We start from the raw sequence: 20275 nt of genomic DNA on the forward strand, positions 1-20275 counted from the left end.
ATAGAATTACATAATTTGGCGATAAATATTATAAGTATATATCTATAGAAAATAATATATATGGGTATATTATTAAATATAAAAAATATTAGATATTTATTTAATAATAAAGGTGGGTATTTTTATGATAAATAAAATAGGAAAAATAACTCTCTATGTAAATAATCAAGAGGATGCAAAATTGTTTTGGACAGAAAAATTAAACTTTGTGGTAACTTATGAAAAAGAAATGGGTCCAAATATGAAATGGGTGGAAGTAGCACCAAGTAAAAATGAATTTACAACATTTGTATTGTATGATAAAAATTTGATGATGAAGCAAAATCAAGATGTAAGTTTATCGCATCCATCAATAATTTTAAGTACAAGAGATATTAATGGAACTTATGAACAGATGGCAAAGAATAAAGTTGAAGTAGGAGAATTAATGGAGATGCCTTATGGAAGAATGTTTTCTTTTAAAGACCAAGATGGAAATTCTTACTTAGTCAGAGAGGATAAATAATTTTGCAAAGTGTTAAATTTACTCAATATCTGATATAATTAGAGACAATAATAATTATAATTTAGTATTAAACTATAATTATATAGTTAAAAATCAATTGTAAAATTTGAGTAGAGGTGATGAAATGTTTAAGAAAATGGCAGTGCTAAAAGATATAGCAACTAAAATAGGACGTAAAAAAGCGTATGAATTATTAGAAATGGTTGAGGGTAATGACGCTTTTGTAGCTGAAGTAAAAATAAAAAAGAATGGGATTGAATCTAAAAAAGAAGAAATTATGTTAAAAGATAATCAAAAAATAATACTAGAGTATATAGAAGGTTAATTTTTAGATACATATATAATTAAATAATACTGATTTTTAAAGATGAGTTAGAAAAACTCATCTTTTTTATTTTTTAATAAATTTGTTTTATATTTAATATATATTTTATCCCTTAGAGTTGCTGAGATATAAAAAGTACTGATATAATAAAAGAATGGATATAAATGTAATATTTTACAGAAAAGAGGGGTATTATGCTTGAAATAAAAAATCTTTCCTTTAATGTCGAGTCTAACAATGAGGAGCTAGGAATAATAAATGATGTTAGCCTTTCATTTGAAAAAGGCAAACTTATTGTTATCACAGGTCCAAATGGTGGAGGAAAATCCACAATTGCTAAGCTTATTATGGGAATTGAAAAAGCCACTAGTGGTCAAATACTTTTAGATGGAGAAGATATAACTAATCTTAGTATCACAGAAAGAGCAAAAAAAGGAATAGGATACGCATTTCAACAACCACCAAGAATAAAAGGGATGACAGTTGAAAACCTGCTTACTCTTGCTCATGGAAAACCATTGTCTACTGATGTGTGTTGTCAATATCTTACAGATGTTGGATTGTGTTCAAAAGATTATTTAAATCGTGAAGTTGATAACTCTCTTTCTGGAGGGGAAATGAAAAGAATCGAGATAGCAACTCTTTTTGCTAGAGATTTAAAGGTTTCTATATTTGACGAACCTGAAGCAGGTATAGACCTTTGGAGTTTTGGAAAGCTTAATGAAAGTTTTAAGAAAATTCATGGGGAATCTGACCAAACTATAATCATAATTTCTCACCAAGAAAGAATATTAGAGTTAGCTGATGAAATAATTGTTTTACAAGATGGTTCAGTAAAAAGCCATGGAACAAAAGATGCTATATTACCTGAAATCATGTGCCAAGTTAATTCAAATTGTGAATTAATGAAAGATATGAATTAATTAGAAAGGAAGGCAAATTAAATGAACAAAATAGACTTAAATCTTTTAGAAAAAGTTGCTGAACTTCGCGGAACTCCATTAGGAGCATACAATATACGTAAAAATGGACAAGGTATAGAAAGACATTCAACTGAAAATGTAACTATAGCTCCAAAGACTGATAAACCTGGAATTGATATTATAGTAAAACCAAATACTAAAGGAGAAAATGTTCATATACCAGTAATAGTAACAGAAGCTGGTGTACAAGACATGGTTTATAATGATTTTGAAATTGGAGAAAATGCGGATGTTGTTATAATTGCTGGTTGTGGTATACATAATTGTGGTAATGATGACAGTGAACACAATGGAATACATAGATTCTTCTTACATAAAGGAGCTCGTCTAAAATATGTGGAAAAACATTATGGCGAAGGTGATGGAGAAGGAAAAAGAATTTTAAATCCAGTTACGATTGTTAATATGGGCGAAGATTCATATTGTGAAATGGAAACAATTCAGATTAAAGGTGTTGATTCAACTAAAAGAGAAATGGATGCTACTTTAGGTAAAGGAGCAAAGATAGTTGTATTTGAAAAGTTGTTAACTCATGGAAATCAAGTTGCAGAATCTAATATGAAGGTTATATTGGAAGGTGAAAATTCTTCTGCTCAAGTAATTTCTCGTACAGTTGGTCAAGATAACTCTAAACAAAAGTTTAATCCTTGTGTTATTGGGGATTCTCTTTGTTCTGCACATGTTCAATGTGACTCAATAATTATGGGCAATTCTCAAATTAGTGCGATACCTGAAATTGCTGCAAATCATCCAGATGCTCTTTTAGTACATGAAGCAGCAATTGGAAAGATTGCAGGAGACCAAATTTTAAAGATGATGACATTAGGCCTTACAGAAGAAGAAGCAGAACAACAAATACTAAATTGTTTTTTAAAGTAAGTCCAAGTTTTTATTTAATTTAATATAATTAATATAGTATAATATAATGAATAAGTCTAGAATATTTTTATTTTTAGACTTATTTTCTTTATGTAAGAAAAAACTATTAGAGAAATTATACTGTAATTAGGATGTGGAATAAATGAAAAACTTACTTATAAGGAATGGGACAATAATATCTCCAAAGGATGGTATCAAATTTGAAAAAAGAGATATCTTAGTTTTACATGGAAAGATATATGATATTGGATTAAATCTTAAAGAAATGATAAGAAAAGAAAAAATACTCATAAACAAAGAGTTTGAGATAATAAATGCTAATAACATGTATATTTCTCCTGGATTTATAGATGTTCATACCCATTGTTATAAGAGAAAATTACCTACAGGTATGGATTCTGATTCAATTGGAATTGAAAAAGGTTCAACAGTTATATTTGATGCAGGTACAGCAGGTCCTGTAAATTACTACGATTTTAAGAAAAAATATATGGATGAATGTAAGACTGAAGTATATTCATTTTTAAATGTAACTAATGAGGGATTAAATATATTGAATGAATCAACATCTTTAGATGTTATAAATTTTGATAACATTGAGTCCATTGTAGAAAAAAATATGGAAAAGATAAAGGGTATAAAAGTAAAAGCAAGTAAATTTCAATCTAGTACAGATGGTATAGATATAATTAAAAAGTCAAAACAAATTGCAGAAAAATTAAATTTACCATTAGTGGTATATATAGGGGAGTATCCATCATATATAGATGAAGTAATGAATATTTTAGGAAAGGGAGATATAGTTACACCTGTATATGGAAATAGCACAAATGGAATATTTAATGAATCTGGTGGCTTGAGAGAATCTGTATTAAATGCAAAAGATAGAGGTGTATTATTTGATGTATGTCATGGGTTAGAACAGTTTGACTTTGAAGTCTTTAAAAAAGCAGTAAATCAAGGATTAGAGCCAGATTTAATAAGTACAGATATGCATATAAAAAATATGAAAGATATACATTATTCTCTTTTAAATGTTGTAAATAAAATTATGGAACTTGGTATACCTCTAGAAAAATGTATAGAAAAAGTAACTGAATATCCAACAAAAGTTTTTAATTTGCAAGGAAGTCAAGGTAGGATAAAAGTTGGTGGAGAAGGCGATTTTACAATATTTACAATAGATGATAGTAAAGAAATTATAACAGATTATAATAATAATGAACTAATGCTAAATAAAAAATTGAGCTTACAATATACTATAAAATCATGGATGAAAAGTAGTGAAGTTTATAGACATTGGTATGATGGGACTGTAATAAATTAAGTCATATTGATAAAAAAGGAAAAATATGTTTAAATTAGTATATATTGGATAAATATGTAAGGAACAATAATTATAATTTTAGGGGAGGTATTTTAGTATGAAAGCATTTGTTGATAAGGATGTATGTGTAGCTTGTGGAGCGTGTATAGGAACATGTCCAGACGTTTTTAGTATGAGTGATGAAGGTCATTCAGTTGCAATTGAAGGAGAAATACCAGCAGAATTACAGGATTTATGTAAAGAAGCAGAAGAAGGATGTCCAGTTTCAGCTATAACAGTTAAATAAAACTGTTTAAATTTAGTTTAAAGACAACATATAAGATTTGATTATTATTTAAGCTATAGTATTAGATTAAGATTCTATTACTATAGCTTTTTAAAATAGATAAACTCAAAAGATAAAGTATTATTTTTATAAAAAGTGGAGGATTTAAATATGAAAAAAAATTATGAAATAGTGTTATTTGACCTGGATGGAACACTTACAGACCCTAAAGAAGGAATAACAAAGTCTATTCAATATTCTTTAAGTAGTTTTGGGATAGAAGAAGAATTGGATAACTTAGAACAATTTATAGGGCCACCCCTACATGCTACTTTTAAAGACTATTATAAATTTGAAGATGAAAAGGCAACAGAAGCTGTTGAAAAGTATAGAGAATACTTTTCTGACAGAGGAATATTTGAAAATAAAATTTATAAAGATATAAAAGAGACTTTAAAAATACTTTATGAAAATGGAAAAACATTATTATTGGCTACTTCTAAACCAACAGTTTTTGCAGAAACCATACTTAAATATTTTGGTATAGATAGATATTTTAAATATATCGCAGGCAGTAATCTTGATGGTACAAGAGTAAATAAAAATGAAGTTATAGAATATGTGTTAGATTTGTGTGATGTAACAGATAAAGATAAGGTCATTATGATTGGCGATAGAAAATACGATATAATTGGAGCTAATAAAATAGGTGTAGATTCTATAGGTGTATTGTATGGATATGGCTCTTTTGATGAGATTAGTAAAAGTAATCCTACTTATATTGTCGAAAGTGTTAAATCTATAAAAGATATTTTGCTATAAATATCTTTTATAGACAAAAACAATACAAAATGGTGTAGCATATTTAAAAATATGATATTATAATTAAGGAAGCCATTTAAAAAAGAGGAGGATGCACTTGAAATGAAATCTATTTTAATCATGGGTGGAAGCGACTTTATAGGTTCTGCACTTGCTAAGCGTTTAATTAAATGTGGGTATCAAATAGATATACTTACGAATGGTAAAAAGGAAATAGATTATAAAGGTTTTAGAGAGCACTTAATTTGCGATAGAAAAGTACGCAAAGATATGGAAAACATTATCAATGGAAGACAGTATGATTACATATATGATATGACAGCATATACAAAAGAGGATGTTGGTAATCTTATTGATTTTGTAAACTTAGATAATTTAAAAAAATACATAGTATTGTCAGCAGGAGCCGTATACAAAGATAGTGGAAGAAATGTAAAAGAAGATAATGAAAAAGGTGAAAATGAAAATTGGGGTAAATATGGACTTAACAAAAAAGAAACAGAAGATTTTGTTATAAATAGCTCTATACCATATATAATTATTAGGCCAACTTATATATATGGGGAAAATAATAATTTGTATAGAGAATATTATTTCTTTGAAAAAATAGAAAAAAACGAAAAAATACCAGTACCTAAAGGAAAACAAGTAAGCAATCAATTTATATATATTGGGGATTTAGTAAAAGTGCTAGAAAGTGTAATGAAAAATTCTCATGTAAGAGAAGCGTATAATGTAACAAATCCACAGTTAATATCTTGGGATGAACTTATATATACATGTGGAGAAGTTATTGGGAAGGAACCTATTATAAAATATGTAGACATGGAAAAAGTTGAGTTTAGAGAGAGAACTTACTTCCCATTTAGGAATATAGACTTTAATCTAGATATAAATAAGCTTATTGAACATGGTCTTTATATACCAAATATTTTATTAAAAGAAGGTCTTACAAGAACATATAAATGGTTTTTAGCTAATAAGCCAAAATTACACGATAGAAAAATGGACAAAGTTGAGTCTGTAATTCAAATAGTTTAATATAATAAATAAGTAGGTAGATACTTTGAAATTAAAGACAAAACGTTTTTTAAAATTTTTTATATTGATATTTGTTTTAATTTTTATATACTCAGTTGCAATAGAACCGAGTCTATTAATTGTGAAAACATATAATATAAATGAAGATGGAAACATGATTAAAGAAAATATAGTAAAAAATGAGAACGAGACTATAAAAGTAGTTCAGATTTCAGATACTCAAATAGGCAGTTTTTATTCAACTAATAAACTCAAAAAAGTAGCTAATAAGGTGAATGCCTTAAATCCAGATATATTAGTATTTACTGGAGATTTAATTGATTATTCTAATAAAAATCCAGATATAGATGAAATTACAAAGATTTTATCTAGTATGAATGCAAGGTTAGGAAAATTTTCAGTATTTGGTAATCATGATTATATGTATGAACTTCCTAGGTATTATAGACAAATTATGAAAAATTCTAACTTTCATCTTTTAGTTAATGAAAATAAGAAAATAAAACTTGAAGACAATAAGTATATTAATATACTTGGAGCTGATGAGATATTAAATGGTAACCCAAATATACAAGATTTGGAAAGTAAAACTGATTATAATAGTTTTAATTTATTGCTAGCACATGAACCAGATTTGGTAGATATGCTCAGTAAAGATACCATGAATTTAGTTTTATCTGGACATAGTCATGGCGGTCAAATAAGATTGCCTTTCAAGGGAGCTTTAGTCACTCCTCCATATGGAAGGAAATACACTAAAGGATTTTATGATATAAAAGGAAATCATCTATATGTGAGTTCTGGTCTTGGAAGTACAAAGTTGCCGTTTAGATTTTTTAATGTACCAGAGATAGTCGAATTTAATATTCTAATCTAGTATAGAATATTGTTTTTATGAAATATAGAGGGATAGAAATTTTAAGAATAAATTGAGTTAAGAATATAAAAAGTTTAAGTTATAGTTAATACATTTATTAGAATCGATAATAATATTAATAACTATTAAAATATAGATATAAAAAATAATAAAAATATAAAAGATTATAATATAGCAAGATTGTGTCAATTATAAATAGAGAGTATTTATAATTAATACAATCTTGCATTTCTTTATATAAAGATATTAATTTTTATACAATGTATGAAAGCGATTTAATGTTATATTTAAATTATTTTAAATAAATATTTTTTATCTTTTCTTTATCCCATATAAAAAGTTTTTCTGAATTATTTAAAGCTCCAAATACATTCCTTTTAAAATCTGGCATTTCTTTATTTAAATTAGCAATAAGATTTTTTATGTATTCTCTCCTAGTATGGCCATTTGCAGGACATGGATTTGCTATGATAGGATAGTTACACTCCTTTGAAATCTTCTTAGTCATATATTCTTCTATGTAAATCATAGGTCTTATAACAGTTAAATCTTGTCTATCTAAATATGTCTTTGGTGAAAAACAATTAACTCTTCCTTCATAAAACATAGACATTAAAAATGTCTCAATAGCATCATCCTTATGGTGTCCTAGAGCTACTTTGTTGCACCCAAGTTTCTTTGAGTTGTCATTTAAAGCACCTCTTCTTAAATTAGCACATAATGCACAAGGATTTTTTTCTTTTCTTATATCAAATACGATTTCTTTTATATTAGTTTGAAATTCATAAAAAGGTACATTTATTTCCTCGCATAACTTATTTAATGGGGAGTTATCAATTCCGCCAGTATTTAGTGTTACAGCTATTAATTCAAACTTTTGTGGAGAAAATCGTTGATAATTTTTAAGCATATGAAGTAATGTCAAACTATCTTTTCCACCAGAAAGACCAACTGCAATTTTATCATTTTCTTGTATCATATCAAAGTCTTGTATAGCCTTACGGGCTTTACTAAGAAGTTTTTGCATAGACATTTTTAGCACCATCCTTTATTTGAAAATATAAACTTAAGAATAACTTAAGGTTTACTTATAAAATACTTAAAACTTATACTCTAAAATTAACATTAACAAACATAACAAAGGAGACGATTTAACCATGAAAAAATTAAAATTGATGTTAGCCATTATAGTATTAGTATTTATAAGTATGTTTATAGTTAAAGATAAAATTCTGAAAGATGAAGAACTGACTGGAACTGCTCAATTTGCTTCATCAGAAGATGTTGAAGCAAATTCTCAGAAAAAAAATCACTCAAATAGTATAGCAGATAATATATTATTGGTAAACAAGACAAATGAACTTAGTAAAGATTATATGCCAAAAGATATTACTAAAGTAAATATAGAGTTTGTTCCAGAAGCTACTGAAGAGGAAAAACAAATGGCAGGAGAACCTGCAAAAGCAGTAGAAGACTTAGTTAGACAAGCTAATGAAGAAGGAATACAGTTTTTAGGGTCTTCAGCATATCGGTCTTATGATACTCAACAAGATACTTATACAAGAAGAGTAAATTCTCAAGGTCAGGAAAAAGCCGATGCATATGTAGCAAAACCTGGACATAGTGAACATCAATCTGGACTGTGTATTGACTTGACAAATCCAGAAAGATGGTTTGTTGGAAGCACAAAAGAAGCCATATGGTTGGCAGAAAATGCTCATAAATTTGGATTTATAATAAGATATCCTAAAGGTAAAGAAGATATAACAGGTACAGCATATGAGCCATGGCACATTAGATATGTGGGTAAGGATGTCGCTGAGGAAATTTATTCAAAAGGGTTAACTTTGGAAGAATATTTACAAAGCAAATAATAAAACAACATAACATAAATTGTATAATATTACTAAATGTAATATAAATAAATTTGATAGATTAGACTACTTTAAGTATAGTATAATTTTAGATGAGTAAGAACTATATTAAAGTAAGTTAGGACGTGAAAAAGTGAAAGATACAATTCTTGTTGTGGATGATGAAAAGGAAATAAGAGACCTTGTAGAGATATATCTTTTAAATGATGGATATAATGTAATTAAAGCTAAAGATGGACAAGAAGCTTTAGATATTTTAAAAAAAGAAAATATTCATCTGATGGTATTGGATATAATGATGCCAAAGATGGATGGGATAGCAGTTTGTAGAAAAGTTAGAGAAAGTTTAAATATACCAATACTTATGCTGAGTGCAAAATCAGAGGATATGGACAAGATACAAGGAATAATGACGGGTGCAGATGACTATCTAACAAAGCCATTTAATCCACTTGAACTTACTGTGAGAGTAAAAGCATTACTTAGAAGAGCGTATTATTTTAGTGGTACTGACAAAGAAAATAAAGATGTCATAGAAGTAGGAGTGGTGTTAATAGATAAGGAAAAACATAGTGTAACAGTAGCTGGCAAGGATATATTTTTGACATCAAGAGAATTTGATATCTTGTATTTACTAGCAAATAATAGAGGTAGAGTATATAGTACAGAAGAGATATTTGAAAAAGTGTGGAAAGAACAATACTACCAATCTAACAATACTGTAATGGTTCATATGAGTAGGATAAGAGATAAAATTGAAAAGTATACAGATGGAGAAAAAATAATTCATACTGTATGGGGGGTAGGATATAAAATTGAAAAATAAGAGTGTATTAAATTATATGTTTCGCCCTATAGTAGACTTTATAATAAGTTGTATTATAACCCTAATGATTATGTTAACAAGTGTATATATAATAAAGATATTATATATTAGAACTACTTTATCTACGATTAATTACCTTATGCGTAGTTTAAGAGGCATTAGAGCTGTTATAGGAGACAGTACATTATATTCTGTTTTATTTCTGACAGCATCATTATCAATTTATTCATTAATGTCATACAAGAGAAATAAAAAACTTGTAAATTTTCTAAAAGATACTGATAACAAAAATAAAAAACTAGAAATTATCATGGATGCTGTAAACTCAATGGAGGAAGGCGATTTAGAAAAAAGTATAGATATTGAGTATGAGTCAAATGGATTAAGTGATAAAAAAATTGATGAGATTGATGAACTTGCAAATAAAATCAATAGTATAGTTTATCAACTTAGAAATATAACTGTTGAAGAAAGACAAGCTCAACAGACTAAAACGGATTTAATAACAAATGTTTCGCATGACTTAAGAACTCCTTTAACCTCAATAATGGGTTATCTGGGATTGATAGAAGATGGTAAGTATAAAGATGAAGTTCAGTTGATGTATTATGTTAATATTGCATATGAGAAATCAAAAAGTTTAAATATACTTATAAATGATTTATTTGAACTTACAAAAATGCAAAATAATACAATAAGATTAAAAAAAATAGATATAAACTTGGTAGAACTATTAAGTCAAATAGTATCTCAACTTGGATTTTATTTTAAAAAAGAATTTATGGTTAGTAGAGTTAACTTCAATGAAGAAAAATTAATTATAAATGCTGACCCAAATAAATTGGTGAGAGCTTTTGAAAATCTTATAACCAATGCTATGAAATATGGAAAAGAAGGAATTTATGTAGATATAGTAACTGCCAAAAAAGGAAATATGGCGATTGCAAAAGTTATAAATTATGGAGAACCCATTCCAGTATTGGATTTACCAAATATATTTGATAGATTCTATAGAGTTGAAAAATCAAGAAATAGCAATGATGGAGGTTCTGGATTAGGTCTTGCAATTACAAAAAATATTGTGAATTTACATGGTGGGGAAATTACTGTTTCAAGTAATATACATCAAACTGTATTTGAGGTACAGCTACCAATAATACAAGAAACTGTGCAATAAGATAAAAGTATGATTTAGATGCACAAATATTTATAGCATAAAGTGTTTACAAAAATAAAAAAGTAATATATAATTTAAGTCAGTTTAATAAGATACTTATCAAGAATTAGGGGAGAGAGTTAGCTCAGTGAACCTATACCAACCTTTTATTAGGTGGTCCTGCTAACAACGATGAGATGATTGGAAATAATATACTCTTCTTATCAATAGTGGATAGGGAGAGTTTTTTTATAGATTTAAAGTAACAAATTTTTAAGTGATAATGGAGGATTCAAAAATGGAAAAAGTAGAAAGTTTTAAATTAGACCATACAAAAGTTAAAGCTCCTTTTGTGAGAAAGTGCAGTGTACTTGATGGAGTTAAAGGAGATAAAATAAGTAAATTTGACTTGAGATTTTTACAACCAAATGTAGAAAGCTTTGGAACTGCTGCTATGCATGGTTTAGAACATTTACTAGCAACTTATTTAAGAGAGACATTAGATGGTGTGATAGACTTATCTCCAATGGGATGCAGAACAGGATTTTATTTAATATTATGGGGAGATGTAGATGCTAAGACAGTTAAAGATGGTTTAGAAAAGGCATTAAAGAAAGTAATTGAATCTGATAAAATGCCAGCTGCTACAGCTTTAGAATGTGGAAATTATAGAGACTTATCTTTATTTGGAGCAAAAGAATATGCAAAAGATGTTTTAGATAAAGGATTTTCTCTTAATATATATGGAGAATAATTTAATTGAAAGAGAAAGTATAAGCATAAATCAAAGTGAAGTTTTAAGGTATTTACAATATAAAGGACAAGAAATAGATAAAGAACTTAAAGAAACTATTGATGAATGTATAGAAACAGCCAAAAACAAGATAAATCCTAGATATATATCTAGGATTTATCCTATCAAAATAAATAAAGATAAGATTGTAGAACTAGAGGGAACAAATTTAACTTTAAAGAGTAAGGATATATATGAACTTCTAAAAAACTGTGATGAATGTGTAATTATGGCAGCGACTTTGGGAATAGAAGTAGAAAAGGAAATAAAAAGATACTCTTACTCAGATTTAACAAAAGGACTAATAATTGATTCATGTGGAACAACAGCAATAGAAGAAGTATGTGATATTGTTCAAAACAACATAGAAAAGGTTTTTTTAGAACAAAACAAATTTATAACTATGCGATATAGCCCAGGATATGGGGACTTACCAATAGAGAAAAATATAGATATATTAAATGTTTTAAATGCTCAAAAACAAATAGGACTCACAATTACATCAAATGGGATTATGATACCAAGAAAATCAGTAGTAGCTATTATAGGCATTTCTAATTTAAAAATAGATAAATCAAAGAAAGAAAAATCGTGTGAAAATTGTAAAAACTACAGAAATTGTACATATAGAAAAGGAGCGAATTCTTGTGGAAATAAGACAATATCTAAAGGATAATATATTAATATTTGATGGTGCAATGGGAACAATGCTTCAACAAAAGGGGTTAAAAATAGGTGAAAATCCAGAAGTATTTGGTCTTCAAAATCCAGAAAAACTTATAGAGATACATACATCATATTTAGAGGCAGGCTCAAATGTAATTCTTACAAATACTTTTGGGTGTAATGAATTAAAATTAGATAGTGAATATACAGTAGAAAAAGTTATCGACAATGCCATTTTAGTGGCTAGAAAAGCTATAGAAAATGTAGATAACACTAAACCTAGATATGTAGCACTAGATATTGGTCCTATAGGAGAAATGTTAGAGCCTATGGGAACTTTAAGCTTTGACAGAGCATATGAGATATTTAAAAGACAAGTATTACAGGGTGTTAAATCTGGAGCTGATGTAATAGTAATAGAGACTATGATGGACTTATATGAAGCTAAAGCTGCTGTTTTAGCGGCTAAGGAGAATTCTGATTTACCTGTTTTCTGTACTATGACATTTGATGAGAGTGGGAGAAGTTTTACTGGATGTATGCCAGAAAGTATGGTTGCTACAATAGAAGGGCTGGGGGTTGACGCAATAGGAGTAAACTGTTCATTAGGTCCTAAACAACTTTTACCAATAGTAAAAAAAATCGTGTCAAGAGCTTCAATACCTGTAATGGTTCAAGCAAATGCAGGTTTACCAAATATAGTTGATGGAGAAGCTATATATGATGTTGATGCAAAGGAATTTTTTGAGGGAGTCAAAAAATTTGTTGAAGCTGGAGCAACTATAATAGGCGGATGTTGTGGCACAAATCCAAGCTTTATAAAAGAAATATCTGAAAATATAAGTTCTGTTAAAAAGGGAAGTACCGAAAAGATTGATAAGTGTGTAGTTTGTTCGCCATCAAAATTTGTGGAAGTAGAATCGCCTACAGTTGTCGGAGAAAGATTAAATCCAACAGGTAGAAAATCTTTACAAGAAGCTTTAAAAAATGAAAATTTAGATTATGCAATAAATTTAGGGCTAGAACAAGTAAGTGCTGGGGCACAAATATTAGGTGTGAATGTTGGTTTGCCAGAAATAGATGAAAAGAAATTAATGCCAAAGTTAATAAAAGAGATTCAAGCAGTAGTAGACACACCATTACAAGTCGATTCTTCCGATGTAGAGGCTTTAGAACAAGGTCTTAGATATTATAATGGTAGAACAATCGTAAACTCTGTAAACGGCAAAGAAGAGTCTTTAGAAAGTATATTACCAATAGTTAAAAAGTATGGTGCATGTGTGGTTGGTCTTGCATTAGACGAAAAAGGTATACCAAAAAAAGCTGAGGAAAGATTTGAAATAGCAAAAAAAATAGTTGATAGAGCAGTTTCTTATGGAATAAAACCAAAAGATATATTTATAGATTGTTTATCACTAACTGTTTCAGCTCAACAAGAGGAAGCAATAGAAACTATAAAGGCCATAACAATGGTTAAGACATTAGGGGTAAAAACTATACTAGGGGTTTCAAATATTTCATTTGGACTTCCAAATAGAAAAGCACTTAATGCCTCTTTTTTAACACTAGCTTTAGGAGCTGGGCTTGACTTAGCAATTATAAATCCAAACGAATATAGCATGATGGAGGCTGTTAATTCTTTTAGAATCTTAAATAATACAGATAAAGGATGTATAAATTACATAAATCAATATAGCAATATAAATAATTCAAAACAGTCTGATTCCACTGTTAAAGCTAATAAAGATTTGTCACTAGATGTTTTAGTTGAAAGAGGATTAAAAGAAGAAGCCAAAAATGTAACATTGAATCTTTTAAAAGAGAAGGATGAAAATTATATATTAGATAAAATTTTAATTCCAGCTCTTGATAGAGTAGGAAAGAAATACGATAGTGGAGACATCTTTTTACCACAACTGATTCAATCAGCAGAAACAGTAAAAACTTCACTAAATACAATAAAAGAAACCTTACTAAGTAGAAGTAGTGACAATGTATCTAAAGGAAAAATAATAGTTGCTACAGTAAAAGGGGATATTCATGATATTGGAAAAAATATAGTAAAAATAATGCTAGAGAATTATGGATATGAAGTTATAGACCTAGGAAAAGATGTTCCAATTGAAGAAGTAGTAGAGGTTGCTAAAAAAAGAAATATAAAGTTAGTGGGATTGAGTGCACTTATGACTACAACTGTTCAAAGTATGAAAGATACAATTCAAGCATTAAGAGATAATGAAATAAATGCAAAGGTATTTGTAGGTGGTGCAGTTTTGACAGAGGAATATGCTGAGGAAATGGGAGCTGACTATTATTCAAAAGATGCAAAATCTGCTGTTGAGATAGCAAAGTTAAATTTTTAGCATGGAAATTAAAATAAAGGTTTTACTAAACAGGATATTTTATATATAATATAGATATAAGTTTTAGAAACTTATATCCAAAATAATAGGAATTAATCTATAATAATGAGATTAATTAATATAAAAAAATATTTATCATCAACATTAAAAAGGGCTGGGAAGTCTGGTATAACTTCCGTCAGCCCTTTTTAGTATAAAAATAAGTTAAAAAGCCCAATTGCCATTTTTGAAAATCTGTATATGTTTTCCATCATGAGTTTCTCCGACAATATCCATGTCTGAAGAGCCAACCATAAAGTCAACATGTGTTAGACTATCATTTACTCCATGTTCATCCAATTCTTCATCTTTCAAATCATTTCCACCATCTAAGCAAGTCTTATAAGCAGAACCAATTGCAAAGTGGCAAGAAGCATTTTCATCATATAAAGTATTATAAAAAATAATATTTGTATCAGATATTGGAGAGTTATATGGAACAAGAGCAACCTCTCCTAGATAATGAGAACCTTCATCTGTTTCAATAAGTTTCTTTAATGTTTCCAATCCCTTTTCAGCAGAGAAATCTACTATTTTACCATCTTTGAATGTCAAAAAGAAATTATCAATTATATTTCCTCCATAAACAAGAGGTTTAGTGCTGTAAACAGTTCCATTGACTTTAAACTTGTGTGGCATTCCAAAAATCTCTTCAGTTGGAATGTTAGGATTAAAGCTTACTCCATTAGGGTCTTTAGATGCTCCGCTCAACCAAATATGACCTTTTGGTAAATCCAAAGTTAAATTAGTTTTTGAAGATTTATACTTTAAAGTTTTGAAATTACTTTCATTTAAAAAATCCATTTTAGACTTTAGATTTTCATTATGTTCTTTCCATGCTTTTATAGGGTCTTGTCCATCAACTCTTGAACACTTAAATATGGTATCCCATAACTTATCTACTGCTTCGTTTTCTGATAAATTTGGAAATACTTTTTTTGCCCAATCTTTTGTTGGTACAGAAACTATACTCCATTTACATTTATCTGTTAGCGTATAAGAACGCCACTCTTTTAAAGCCTTTCCAGAAGCTTTTTGAAAGTTAGCAACTTTCTCAGGGTCAACATCTTTTAATAAATCTGGGTTTTGAGCATATACTGATAAAAATGCTCCACCTTCTTTAGCTATGTCTACATATTGATCTGCTGTCCATTTTGGAAACTCATGAAATGCTTCGTCTGGTGCATATAAATATTTAATAAGAGTACTTTCTTCATCAGACCATTCTATATATACATTTTTAGCACCACATTTATATGCTTCCTTTAGTGCATTTCTTGCAAAATCAGCACATTCAATTGGTGATTTTATAAGTAAAGTTTGACCTGGTTGTATGTTAACTCCGACCTTAATTGCTAACTCAGCATATTTTTCTAAATTTTTATTAAAATCCATATTATTCCTCCTGTATTTTTAATATTAAATAACTTATAAAATATTATATCATTAAATAACTTATAAAATATTAATATCATTACTTAGATTTTGGGTCATATTTAAAATATTTATACTCAATAGACTGAGAAATAAAAAACACTTATTTTAATTAAAATAGATTGTTTAAATATATAATTGCAACTAAGACGTTATTTTTTGTTGATAATAGTATTAAAGTAGAAATAAAAATACTTTTTTAGTGAAAAGCTATACAAGAATACCGAAAAAAACTTATAATATAATAATGAGATAGATATTTATAATGAAATAAAAAATTTTCTGGCAAAGCTTATATATGTTTAAATATAGTAGTTTATATATTATGAACAGAAGATTTCAGTTAGGAGGGCATAAATGGAGCTTTATGAAGCCATTTTTTATAGAAAATCTGTAAGAAATTTTTCCAGTACAAAACTAAAAAAGCCATTAATGGAAGAAATAAAAAGAAGTTGTAAAAATTTAGAATACTTAAATGAAGATTTAAATATTAAAGCACATGTTGTTGATAGAGGTCATATAATACACTTTTTAATGGGAAAAGAGTGTAAAGTAAAAGCACCTCATTATATAGTAGTCACATCAGATAAAGGAAAAGACTATCTACAAAATATAGGTTTTGCCACTGAAGGTATAGTCTTACGTCTTACAACGTTAGGAGTAGCTACTTGTTGGTTGGAGTCGACATTAAAAAGAGAAGATATCTTGGAATTTGTAGATATTGGCAACAAAGACCCAAGAGAAGATGAAGAAGACGATTTAGATTATTTAGCTGGAATAAAAACGGAAGAAGAAGATGAAAACAAAATAGAGAATCCATATATAATAATAGCTTTTGGATATCCGGCAAAAAATGAAGATTTATTTAGGACAAGACACGCTAGGCCTGATAGAAAACCAGTAAAAGATATCATAAATAAAATAAATAGAAATAGGAAATGGAAAGAAATATTAGAATTTACAAGAAGAGCTCCATCTGTGAAAAACTCTCAACCTTGGTATTTTCATAAAGATGAACGAGGTCTTCATCTATTTGAAAAGAAACCTAAGAAACATTGTGAAGATATGAATAAGGTTAGCTTAGGAGTAGGCTTAAGACATTTTGATATAGCATGTATAAAAAATAAAATAGATGTTTCATATGAAAAACTTCCTATAAAGAATAGAATAGGAAAGTCATATTTTATAACTGTAGTTGAACATGTAAAACCAGAAGAAGAAACTCAAGATGAAAATTTAAGTTTGGAAAAAGAAGAATCACAAAATGAATAAAATTTTGAGAGGGGATAGTAGGTATGTATAAGTGTGGGAAATGTAATCTTAGAGGCTGTTCAGATGGAGATATGGATAAGCTAATGAAGATATGTCCAACTAGAGAAATTGAGTTACAAGAAAAAGCAAAAAAACTTTATGAAGATGAAGAAAATAGAAAAATAGCTTATAATGCTGGATTAATTGAAACAGAGGGATACTGTCAATATACTAGGTTAAAAGAGATTATAGAGTTTGCTAAAAAATGTGACTATAAAAAAATTGGTATAGCGTTTTGTATTGGTTTAAAAAGAGAAATGCAAACAGTACAAAAGGTATTTGAACATCATGGATTTGAAGTGTTTTCTGTGATATGTAAAAATGGAGCAATGCCTAAAAGTACAGTTGGATTAGAAGCATCTCAAACGATATCAAAGTGTGCAGATGAAATAATGTGTAATCCAATAGGGCAGGCTTTGTTTTTAAATGAAGCTAAAGTTGACCTTAATATAATTCTTGGACTATGTGTTGGACATGATACATTAGCTATGAAATATATGGAAGCTCCTATAACAACTCTAATTGTCAAAGATAGAGTAACTGGGCATAATCCAGCTGCTGCGATATATAATGCAGAGTCTTATTTTGAAAAAAAATTGTTTGATAAAGATAAAGAATAATTCAAAGACTTATTGACATAAAAAGCAATTAGTGGTTTAATTATAAAAAAGATGAAACTTTAAAATATCCTTAAGATACATAAAGTTATATAAATAAAGAAAAATATTACAGCTAAATTCCTTAAATTAGTCCAGAGAGACTAAAGGGTTATAGATAGTGTTAATATATAACCTCTAGTAAATCTTCTAGAGGTTTTTGATGAGTATAAAATAAAAATTTAAATATAATAAAGTCTTTTAAACTAGTCCAGAGAGACTGGGAAAGATATCTCATAGCTAATAAATAGAGTTATGTATAGATAAAATCCTTGTGCCTCTTTTGGTGTGAGGATTTTTTTATGAGGATTTAGGCTTTATTAAAAAGGAGATGTAAAAATGATAAATGGTAAAGAGAAGCTAATAGTTGCAATTGATACTGACGAATTTGATAAAGCTAAAGAACTAATAGACAAATTAGAAGATAGTGTAGATATATTTAAAGTAGGACTAGAACAATATGTGGCTACAAAAGGAAAGACTATAGACTATTTAAAAGAAAAAGGTAAAAAAATATTTCTAGACCTTAAATTCCATGATATTCCAAATACTATGAAAAGTGCAGTAAGAGCTGCAGTAAGAGATAATGTTTGGTTAATGACAATACATGTATCAGACATGGAAGGGATGAGACAATGTGCACTAGTTGCTAAAGAAGAAGCAGAGAGATTAAATATAGAAAAACCTTTGGTGGTTGGAGTAACAGTTTTAACTTCATTAAGCAACCAAGACTTACAAGATATAGGATGTAATATGACAACAGAAGAATTGGCTATAAAGAGAGCTAAATTAGCAAAAGAATCAGGAATAGATGGAGTTGTTTGCTCAGCTCAAGAAGTAGATAAGATAGTAGAAGCGTGTGGAACTGATTTTATAACAGTTTGCCCAGGGATAAGACCTAAGTCAGCAGAAGTTGGAGACCAAAAAAGAGTTGTTACTCCATCAGATGCAATAAAAAGAGGAGCTCATTATTTAGTTGTTGGAAGACCTATAACAAAAGCAGAAAGTCCAAGAGAATCAGCTATTAATATTGTAAAAGAAATAGAAAATGCTTAGATAAAACATTTGGGAGGTAGCTTATATGAAGGGGAAATTAATTTTAGAAGATGGAACAGTATTTGAAGGAAAAGCATTTGGATATTTAAAGGAAGCTGTTGGTGAAGTTGTGTTTAATACTTCAATGGCAGGATATGGTGAACTACTGACAGATGCAACTTATTATGGACAAATAGTGACAATGACATATCCACTTATAGGGAACTATGGAATAAATTTAGAAGATGTTGAATCAAATAAAGTGCAAGTAAAAGGACTTATAGTAAGAGAAAAAAGTGACAACCCAAATAATTTTAGATGTGAAATGGATATAGACACATATCTAAAGCAAAATAAAGTAATTGGACTTGAAGGAATAGATACAAGAGCATTGACTAAGATTATTAGAAATAATGGAACAAAAAGAGGTATTATAACTTTAGAAAATGTATCATTACAAGAAGTTCAGTCTAAATTGACAGAGTGTTGCAATAAAGATTCAGTTAAAAGTGTTACAAGAAAAGAAATTGAAAATATTAAAGGGACTGGTGCTAAAGTTGTAGTTGTAGACTTTGGTGTTAAAAATAGTATATTAGATTCACTGAAAGCTTGTAACTGCGACATAACAGTAGTACCAGCAATGACTACTTCAGAAGAAATTTTAAGAATAAACCCTGACTTGATATTATTATCTAATGGGCCAGGTAATCCAGAAGATATAAATGATATAGTTGAAAATATAAAGAAATTAGTAGGCAAAAAACCACTAGCAGGAATCGGTTTAGGACATCAAATTTTGGCATTAGCATTAGGTGGAAAAACTTCAAAACTTGCATTTGGACATAGAGGAGGAAATCATCCAGTTAAATGTTTAGAAACAGGAAAAGTATTTATAACTTCTCAAAATCATGGATACAATGTTTCAGAAATGCCAGAAAATACAGAGATAACTCATGTAAATTTAAATGACAATACTATAGAAGGAATGAGACATAAGGAATTACCAATATATAGTGTTCAGTACATTCCAGAATACACAACAAAAGAAGATTTAGATTGTATATTTAATAAATTCTTAGCATTAATATAGATTTAGTA

At 28.5% G+C, this 20275-nt stretch carries 21 protein-coding genes; 19 read left to right on the plus strand and 2 right to left on the minus strand.

Going from position 1 to position 20275, the window contains the following annotated elements; genetic code table 11:
- Positions 1-124: 124 nt before the first annotated feature.
- The 9 genes from KGF45_RS17040 (at position 125) to KGF45_RS17080 (ending at position 7024) form a co-directional block, all read left to right on the plus strand.
- Positions 125-505, plus strand: a complete 381-nt coding sequence (locus tag KGF45_RS17040) for a VOC family protein (protein WP_227828631.1) — start codon at positions 125-127, stop codon at positions 503-505.
- A 136-nt stretch (positions 506-641) separates the two neighbouring features.
- A complete protein-coding gene (locus KGF45_RS17045; RefSeq protein ID WP_021376715.1) occupies positions 642-830 on the plus strand; it encodes a hypothetical protein in 189 nt (62 codons plus the stop codon).
- Between the two features lie 194 nt (positions 831-1024).
- Positions 1025-1753: an ABC transporter ATP-binding protein gene (locus KGF45_RS17050; protein WP_227825061.1), complete on the plus strand. Its 729-nt coding sequence runs from the start codon at positions 1025-1027 to the stop codon at positions 1751-1753.
- 21 nt (positions 1754-1774) lie between these two features.
- Complete coding sequence (locus KGF45_RS17055; RefSeq protein WP_227436436.1) at positions 1775-2692, plus strand: SufB/SufD family protein; 918 nt, start codon at positions 1775-1777, stop codon at positions 2690-2692.
- A 142-nt stretch (positions 2693-2834) separates the two neighbouring features.
- A complete protein-coding gene (locus KGF45_RS17060) occupies positions 2835-4019 on the plus strand; it encodes an amidohydrolase family protein (protein ID WP_227828632.1) in 1185 nt (394 codons plus the stop codon).
- A gap of 97 nt (positions 4020-4116) precedes the next feature.
- Positions 4117-4305, plus strand: a complete 189-nt coding sequence (locus tag KGF45_RS17065; RefSeq protein WP_227436432.1) for a ferredoxin — start codon at positions 4117-4119, stop codon at positions 4303-4305.
- 150 nt (positions 4306-4455) lie between these two features.
- Positions 4456-5106, plus strand: coding sequence for an HAD family hydrolase (locus tag KGF45_RS17070; protein ID WP_227828633.1), 651 nt, complete (start codon positions 4456-4458; stop codon positions 5104-5106).
- Between the two features lie 102 nt (positions 5107-5208).
- The gene (locus tag KGF45_RS17075; RefSeq protein ID WP_227828634.1) at positions 5209-6147 is read left to right on the plus strand and encodes an SDR family oxidoreductase; all 939 of its coding nucleotides are present in this window, start codon (positions 5209-5211) and stop codon (positions 6145-6147) included.
- Between the two features lie 121 nt (positions 6148-6268).
- The gene (locus tag KGF45_RS17080) at positions 6269-7024 is read left to right on the plus strand and encodes a metallophosphoesterase (RefSeq protein ID WP_227828635.1); all 756 of its coding nucleotides are present in this window, start codon (positions 6269-6271) and stop codon (positions 7022-7024) included.
- A gap of 292 nt (positions 7025-7316) precedes the next feature.
- Here KGF45_RS17080 and KGF45_RS17085 read toward each other — a convergent pair whose 3' ends face one another.
- A complete protein-coding gene (locus tag KGF45_RS17085) occupies positions 7317-8057 on the minus strand; it encodes a tRNA 2-thiocytidine biosynthesis TtcA family protein (protein ID WP_227828636.1) in 741 nt (246 codons plus the stop codon).
- 124 nt (positions 8058-8181) lie between these two features.
- Between KGF45_RS17085 and KGF45_RS17090 the strand changes: the two genes are divergently transcribed.
- The 6 genes from KGF45_RS17090 to KGF45_RS17115 all read left to right on the plus strand — a co-directional run bounded on the left by KGF45_RS17090 (position 8182) and on the right by KGF45_RS17115 (position 14702).
- A complete protein-coding gene (locus KGF45_RS17090; RefSeq protein ID WP_227828637.1) occupies positions 8182-8898 on the plus strand; it encodes a M15 family metallopeptidase in 717 nt (238 codons plus the stop codon).
- A gap of 133 nt (positions 8899-9031) precedes the next feature.
- The gene (locus tag KGF45_RS17095; RefSeq protein ID WP_227828638.1) at positions 9032-9724 is read left to right on the plus strand and encodes a response regulator transcription factor; all 693 of its coding nucleotides are present in this window, start codon (positions 9032-9034) and stop codon (positions 9722-9724) included.
- A gap of 139 nt (positions 9725-9863) precedes the next feature.
- Complete coding sequence (locus KGF45_RS17100; protein ID WP_413894751.1) at positions 9864-10901, plus strand: sensor histidine kinase; 1038 nt, start codon at positions 9864-9866, stop codon at positions 10899-10901.
- Between the two features lie 277 nt (positions 10902-11178).
- Positions 11179-11634 carry an S-ribosylhomocysteine lyase gene (locus tag KGF45_RS17105; RefSeq protein WP_227828640.1) on the plus strand — a complete coding sequence of 152 codons (456 nt, stop codon included), beginning with the start codon at positions 11179-11181 and terminating at the stop codon, positions 11632-11634.
- Positions 11624-12349, plus strand: coding sequence for a vitamin B12 dependent-methionine synthase activation domain-containing protein (locus tag KGF45_RS17110; RefSeq protein ID WP_227828641.1), 726 nt, complete (start codon positions 11624-11626; stop codon positions 12347-12349). The genes KGF45_RS17105 and KGF45_RS17110 overlap by 11 nt, the downstream gene beginning before the upstream one ends.
- Positions 12321-14702: a homocysteine S-methyltransferase family protein gene (locus KGF45_RS17115; protein WP_227828642.1), complete on the plus strand. Its 2382-nt coding sequence runs from the start codon at positions 12321-12323 to the stop codon at positions 14700-14702. Before KGF45_RS17110 ends, KGF45_RS17115 begins: the two co-directional genes overlap by 29 nt.
- A 204-nt stretch (positions 14703-14906) precedes the next feature.
- Here the strand turns inward: KGF45_RS17115 and KGF45_RS17120 are convergent, their stop codons facing one another.
- A complete protein-coding gene (locus KGF45_RS17120; protein WP_227828643.1) occupies positions 14907-16136 on the minus strand; it encodes an aminopeptidase in 1230 nt (409 codons plus the stop codon).
- A 396-nt stretch (positions 16137-16532) separates the two neighbouring features.
- On the opposite strand from KGF45_RS17120, the gene KGF45_RS17125 reads away from it, so the two are divergent.
- The 4 genes from KGF45_RS17125 (at position 16533) to carA (ending at position 20267) form a co-directional block, all read left to right on the plus strand.
- On the plus strand, positions 16533-17447 hold the full coding sequence (locus tag KGF45_RS17125; RefSeq protein WP_227828644.1) for a nitroreductase family protein: 915 nt from the start codon (positions 16533-16535) through the stop codon (positions 17445-17447).
- A 23-nt stretch (positions 17448-17470) separates the two neighbouring features.
- Positions 17471-18106: a DUF1847 domain-containing protein gene (locus KGF45_RS17130; protein WP_227828645.1), complete on the plus strand. Its 636-nt coding sequence runs from the start codon at positions 17471-17473 to the stop codon at positions 18104-18106.
- A 375-nt stretch (positions 18107-18481) separates the two neighbouring features.
- Positions 18482-19198, plus strand: coding sequence for an orotidine-5'-phosphate decarboxylase (gene pyrF, locus KGF45_RS17135; RefSeq protein WP_227436407.1), 717 nt, complete (start codon positions 18482-18484; stop codon positions 19196-19198).
- A gap of 25 nt (positions 19199-19223) precedes the next feature.
- Positions 19224-20267 (plus strand): glutamine-hydrolyzing carbamoyl-phosphate synthase small subunit, encoded by a 1044-nt coding sequence (gene carA / locus KGF45_RS17140; RefSeq protein WP_227828646.1) that lies wholly within the window; start codon positions 19224-19226, stop codon positions 20265-20267.
- Positions 20268-20275 lie beyond the last annotated feature (8 nt).

It is taken from the genome of Clostridioides sp. ZZV14-6154 (genome assembly GCF_020657785.1).
Classification (GTDB): Bacteria; Bacillota; Clostridia; order Peptostreptococcales; family Peptostreptococcaceae; genus Clostridioides.

Bases quoted from the DNA above. Each gene is read 5' to 3' on its own strand.
- KGF45_RS17040 (WP_227828631.1), top strand. From the start codon at position 125: ATGATAAATAAAATAGGAAAAATAACTCTCTATGTAAATAATCAAGAG.
- KGF45_RS17045 (WP_021376715.1), top strand. From the start codon at position 642: ATGGCAGTGCTAAAAGATATAGCAACTAAAATAGGACGTAAAAAAGCG.
- KGF45_RS17050 (WP_227825061.1), top strand. From the start codon at position 1,025: ATGCTTGAAATAAAAAATCTTTCCTTTAATGTCGAGTCTAACAATGAG.
- KGF45_RS17055 (WP_227436436.1), top strand. From the start codon at position 1,775: ATGAACAAAATAGACTTAAATCTTTTAGAAAAAGTTGCTGAACTTCGC.
- KGF45_RS17060 (WP_227828632.1), top strand. From the start codon at position 2,835: ATGAAAAACTTACTTATAAGGAATGGGACAATAATATCTCCAAAGGAT.
- KGF45_RS17065 (WP_227436432.1), top strand. From the start codon at position 4,117: ATGAAAGCATTTGTTGATAAGGATGTATGTGTAGCTTGTGGAGCGTGT.
- KGF45_RS17070 (WP_227828633.1), top strand. From the start codon at position 4,456: ATGAAAAAAAATTATGAAATAGTGTTATTTGACCTGGATGGAACACTT.
- KGF45_RS17075 (WP_227828634.1), top strand. From the start codon at position 5,209: ATGAAATCTATTTTAATCATGGGTGGAAGCGACTTTATAGGTTCTGCA.
- KGF45_RS17085 (WP_227828636.1), bottom strand. From the start codon at position 8,057: ATGTCTATGCAAAAACTTCTTAGTAAAGCCCGTAAGGCTATACAAGAC.
- KGF45_RS17090 (WP_227828637.1), top strand. From the start codon at position 8,182: ATGAAAAAATTAAAATTGATGTTAGCCATTATAGTATTAGTATTTATA.
- KGF45_RS17100 (WP_413894751.1), top strand. From the start codon at position 9,864: ATGCGTAGTTTAAGAGGCATTAGAGCTGTTATAGGAGACAGTACATTA.
- KGF45_RS17105 (WP_227828640.1), top strand. From the start codon at position 11,179: ATGGAAAAAGTAGAAAGTTTTAAATTAGACCATACAAAAGTTAAAGCT.
- KGF45_RS17110 (WP_227828641.1), top strand. From the start codon at position 11,624: ATGGAGAATAATTTAATTGAAAGAGAAAGTATAAGCATAAATCAAAGT.
- KGF45_RS17120 (WP_227828643.1), bottom strand. From the start codon at position 16,136: ATGGATTTTAATAAAAATTTAGAAAAATATGCTGAGTTAGCAATTAAG.
- KGF45_RS17125 (WP_227828644.1), top strand. From the start codon at position 16,533: ATGGAGCTTTATGAAGCCATTTTTTATAGAAAATCTGTAAGAAATTTT.
- KGF45_RS17130 (WP_227828645.1), top strand. From the start codon at position 17,471: ATGTATAAGTGTGGGAAATGTAATCTTAGAGGCTGTTCAGATGGAGAT.
- pyrF (WP_227436407.1), top strand. From the start codon at position 18,482: ATGATAAATGGTAAAGAGAAGCTAATAGTTGCAATTGATACTGACGAA.
- carA (WP_227828646.1), top strand. From the start codon at position 19,224: ATGAAGGGGAAATTAATTTTAGAAGATGGAACAGTATTTGAAGGAAAA.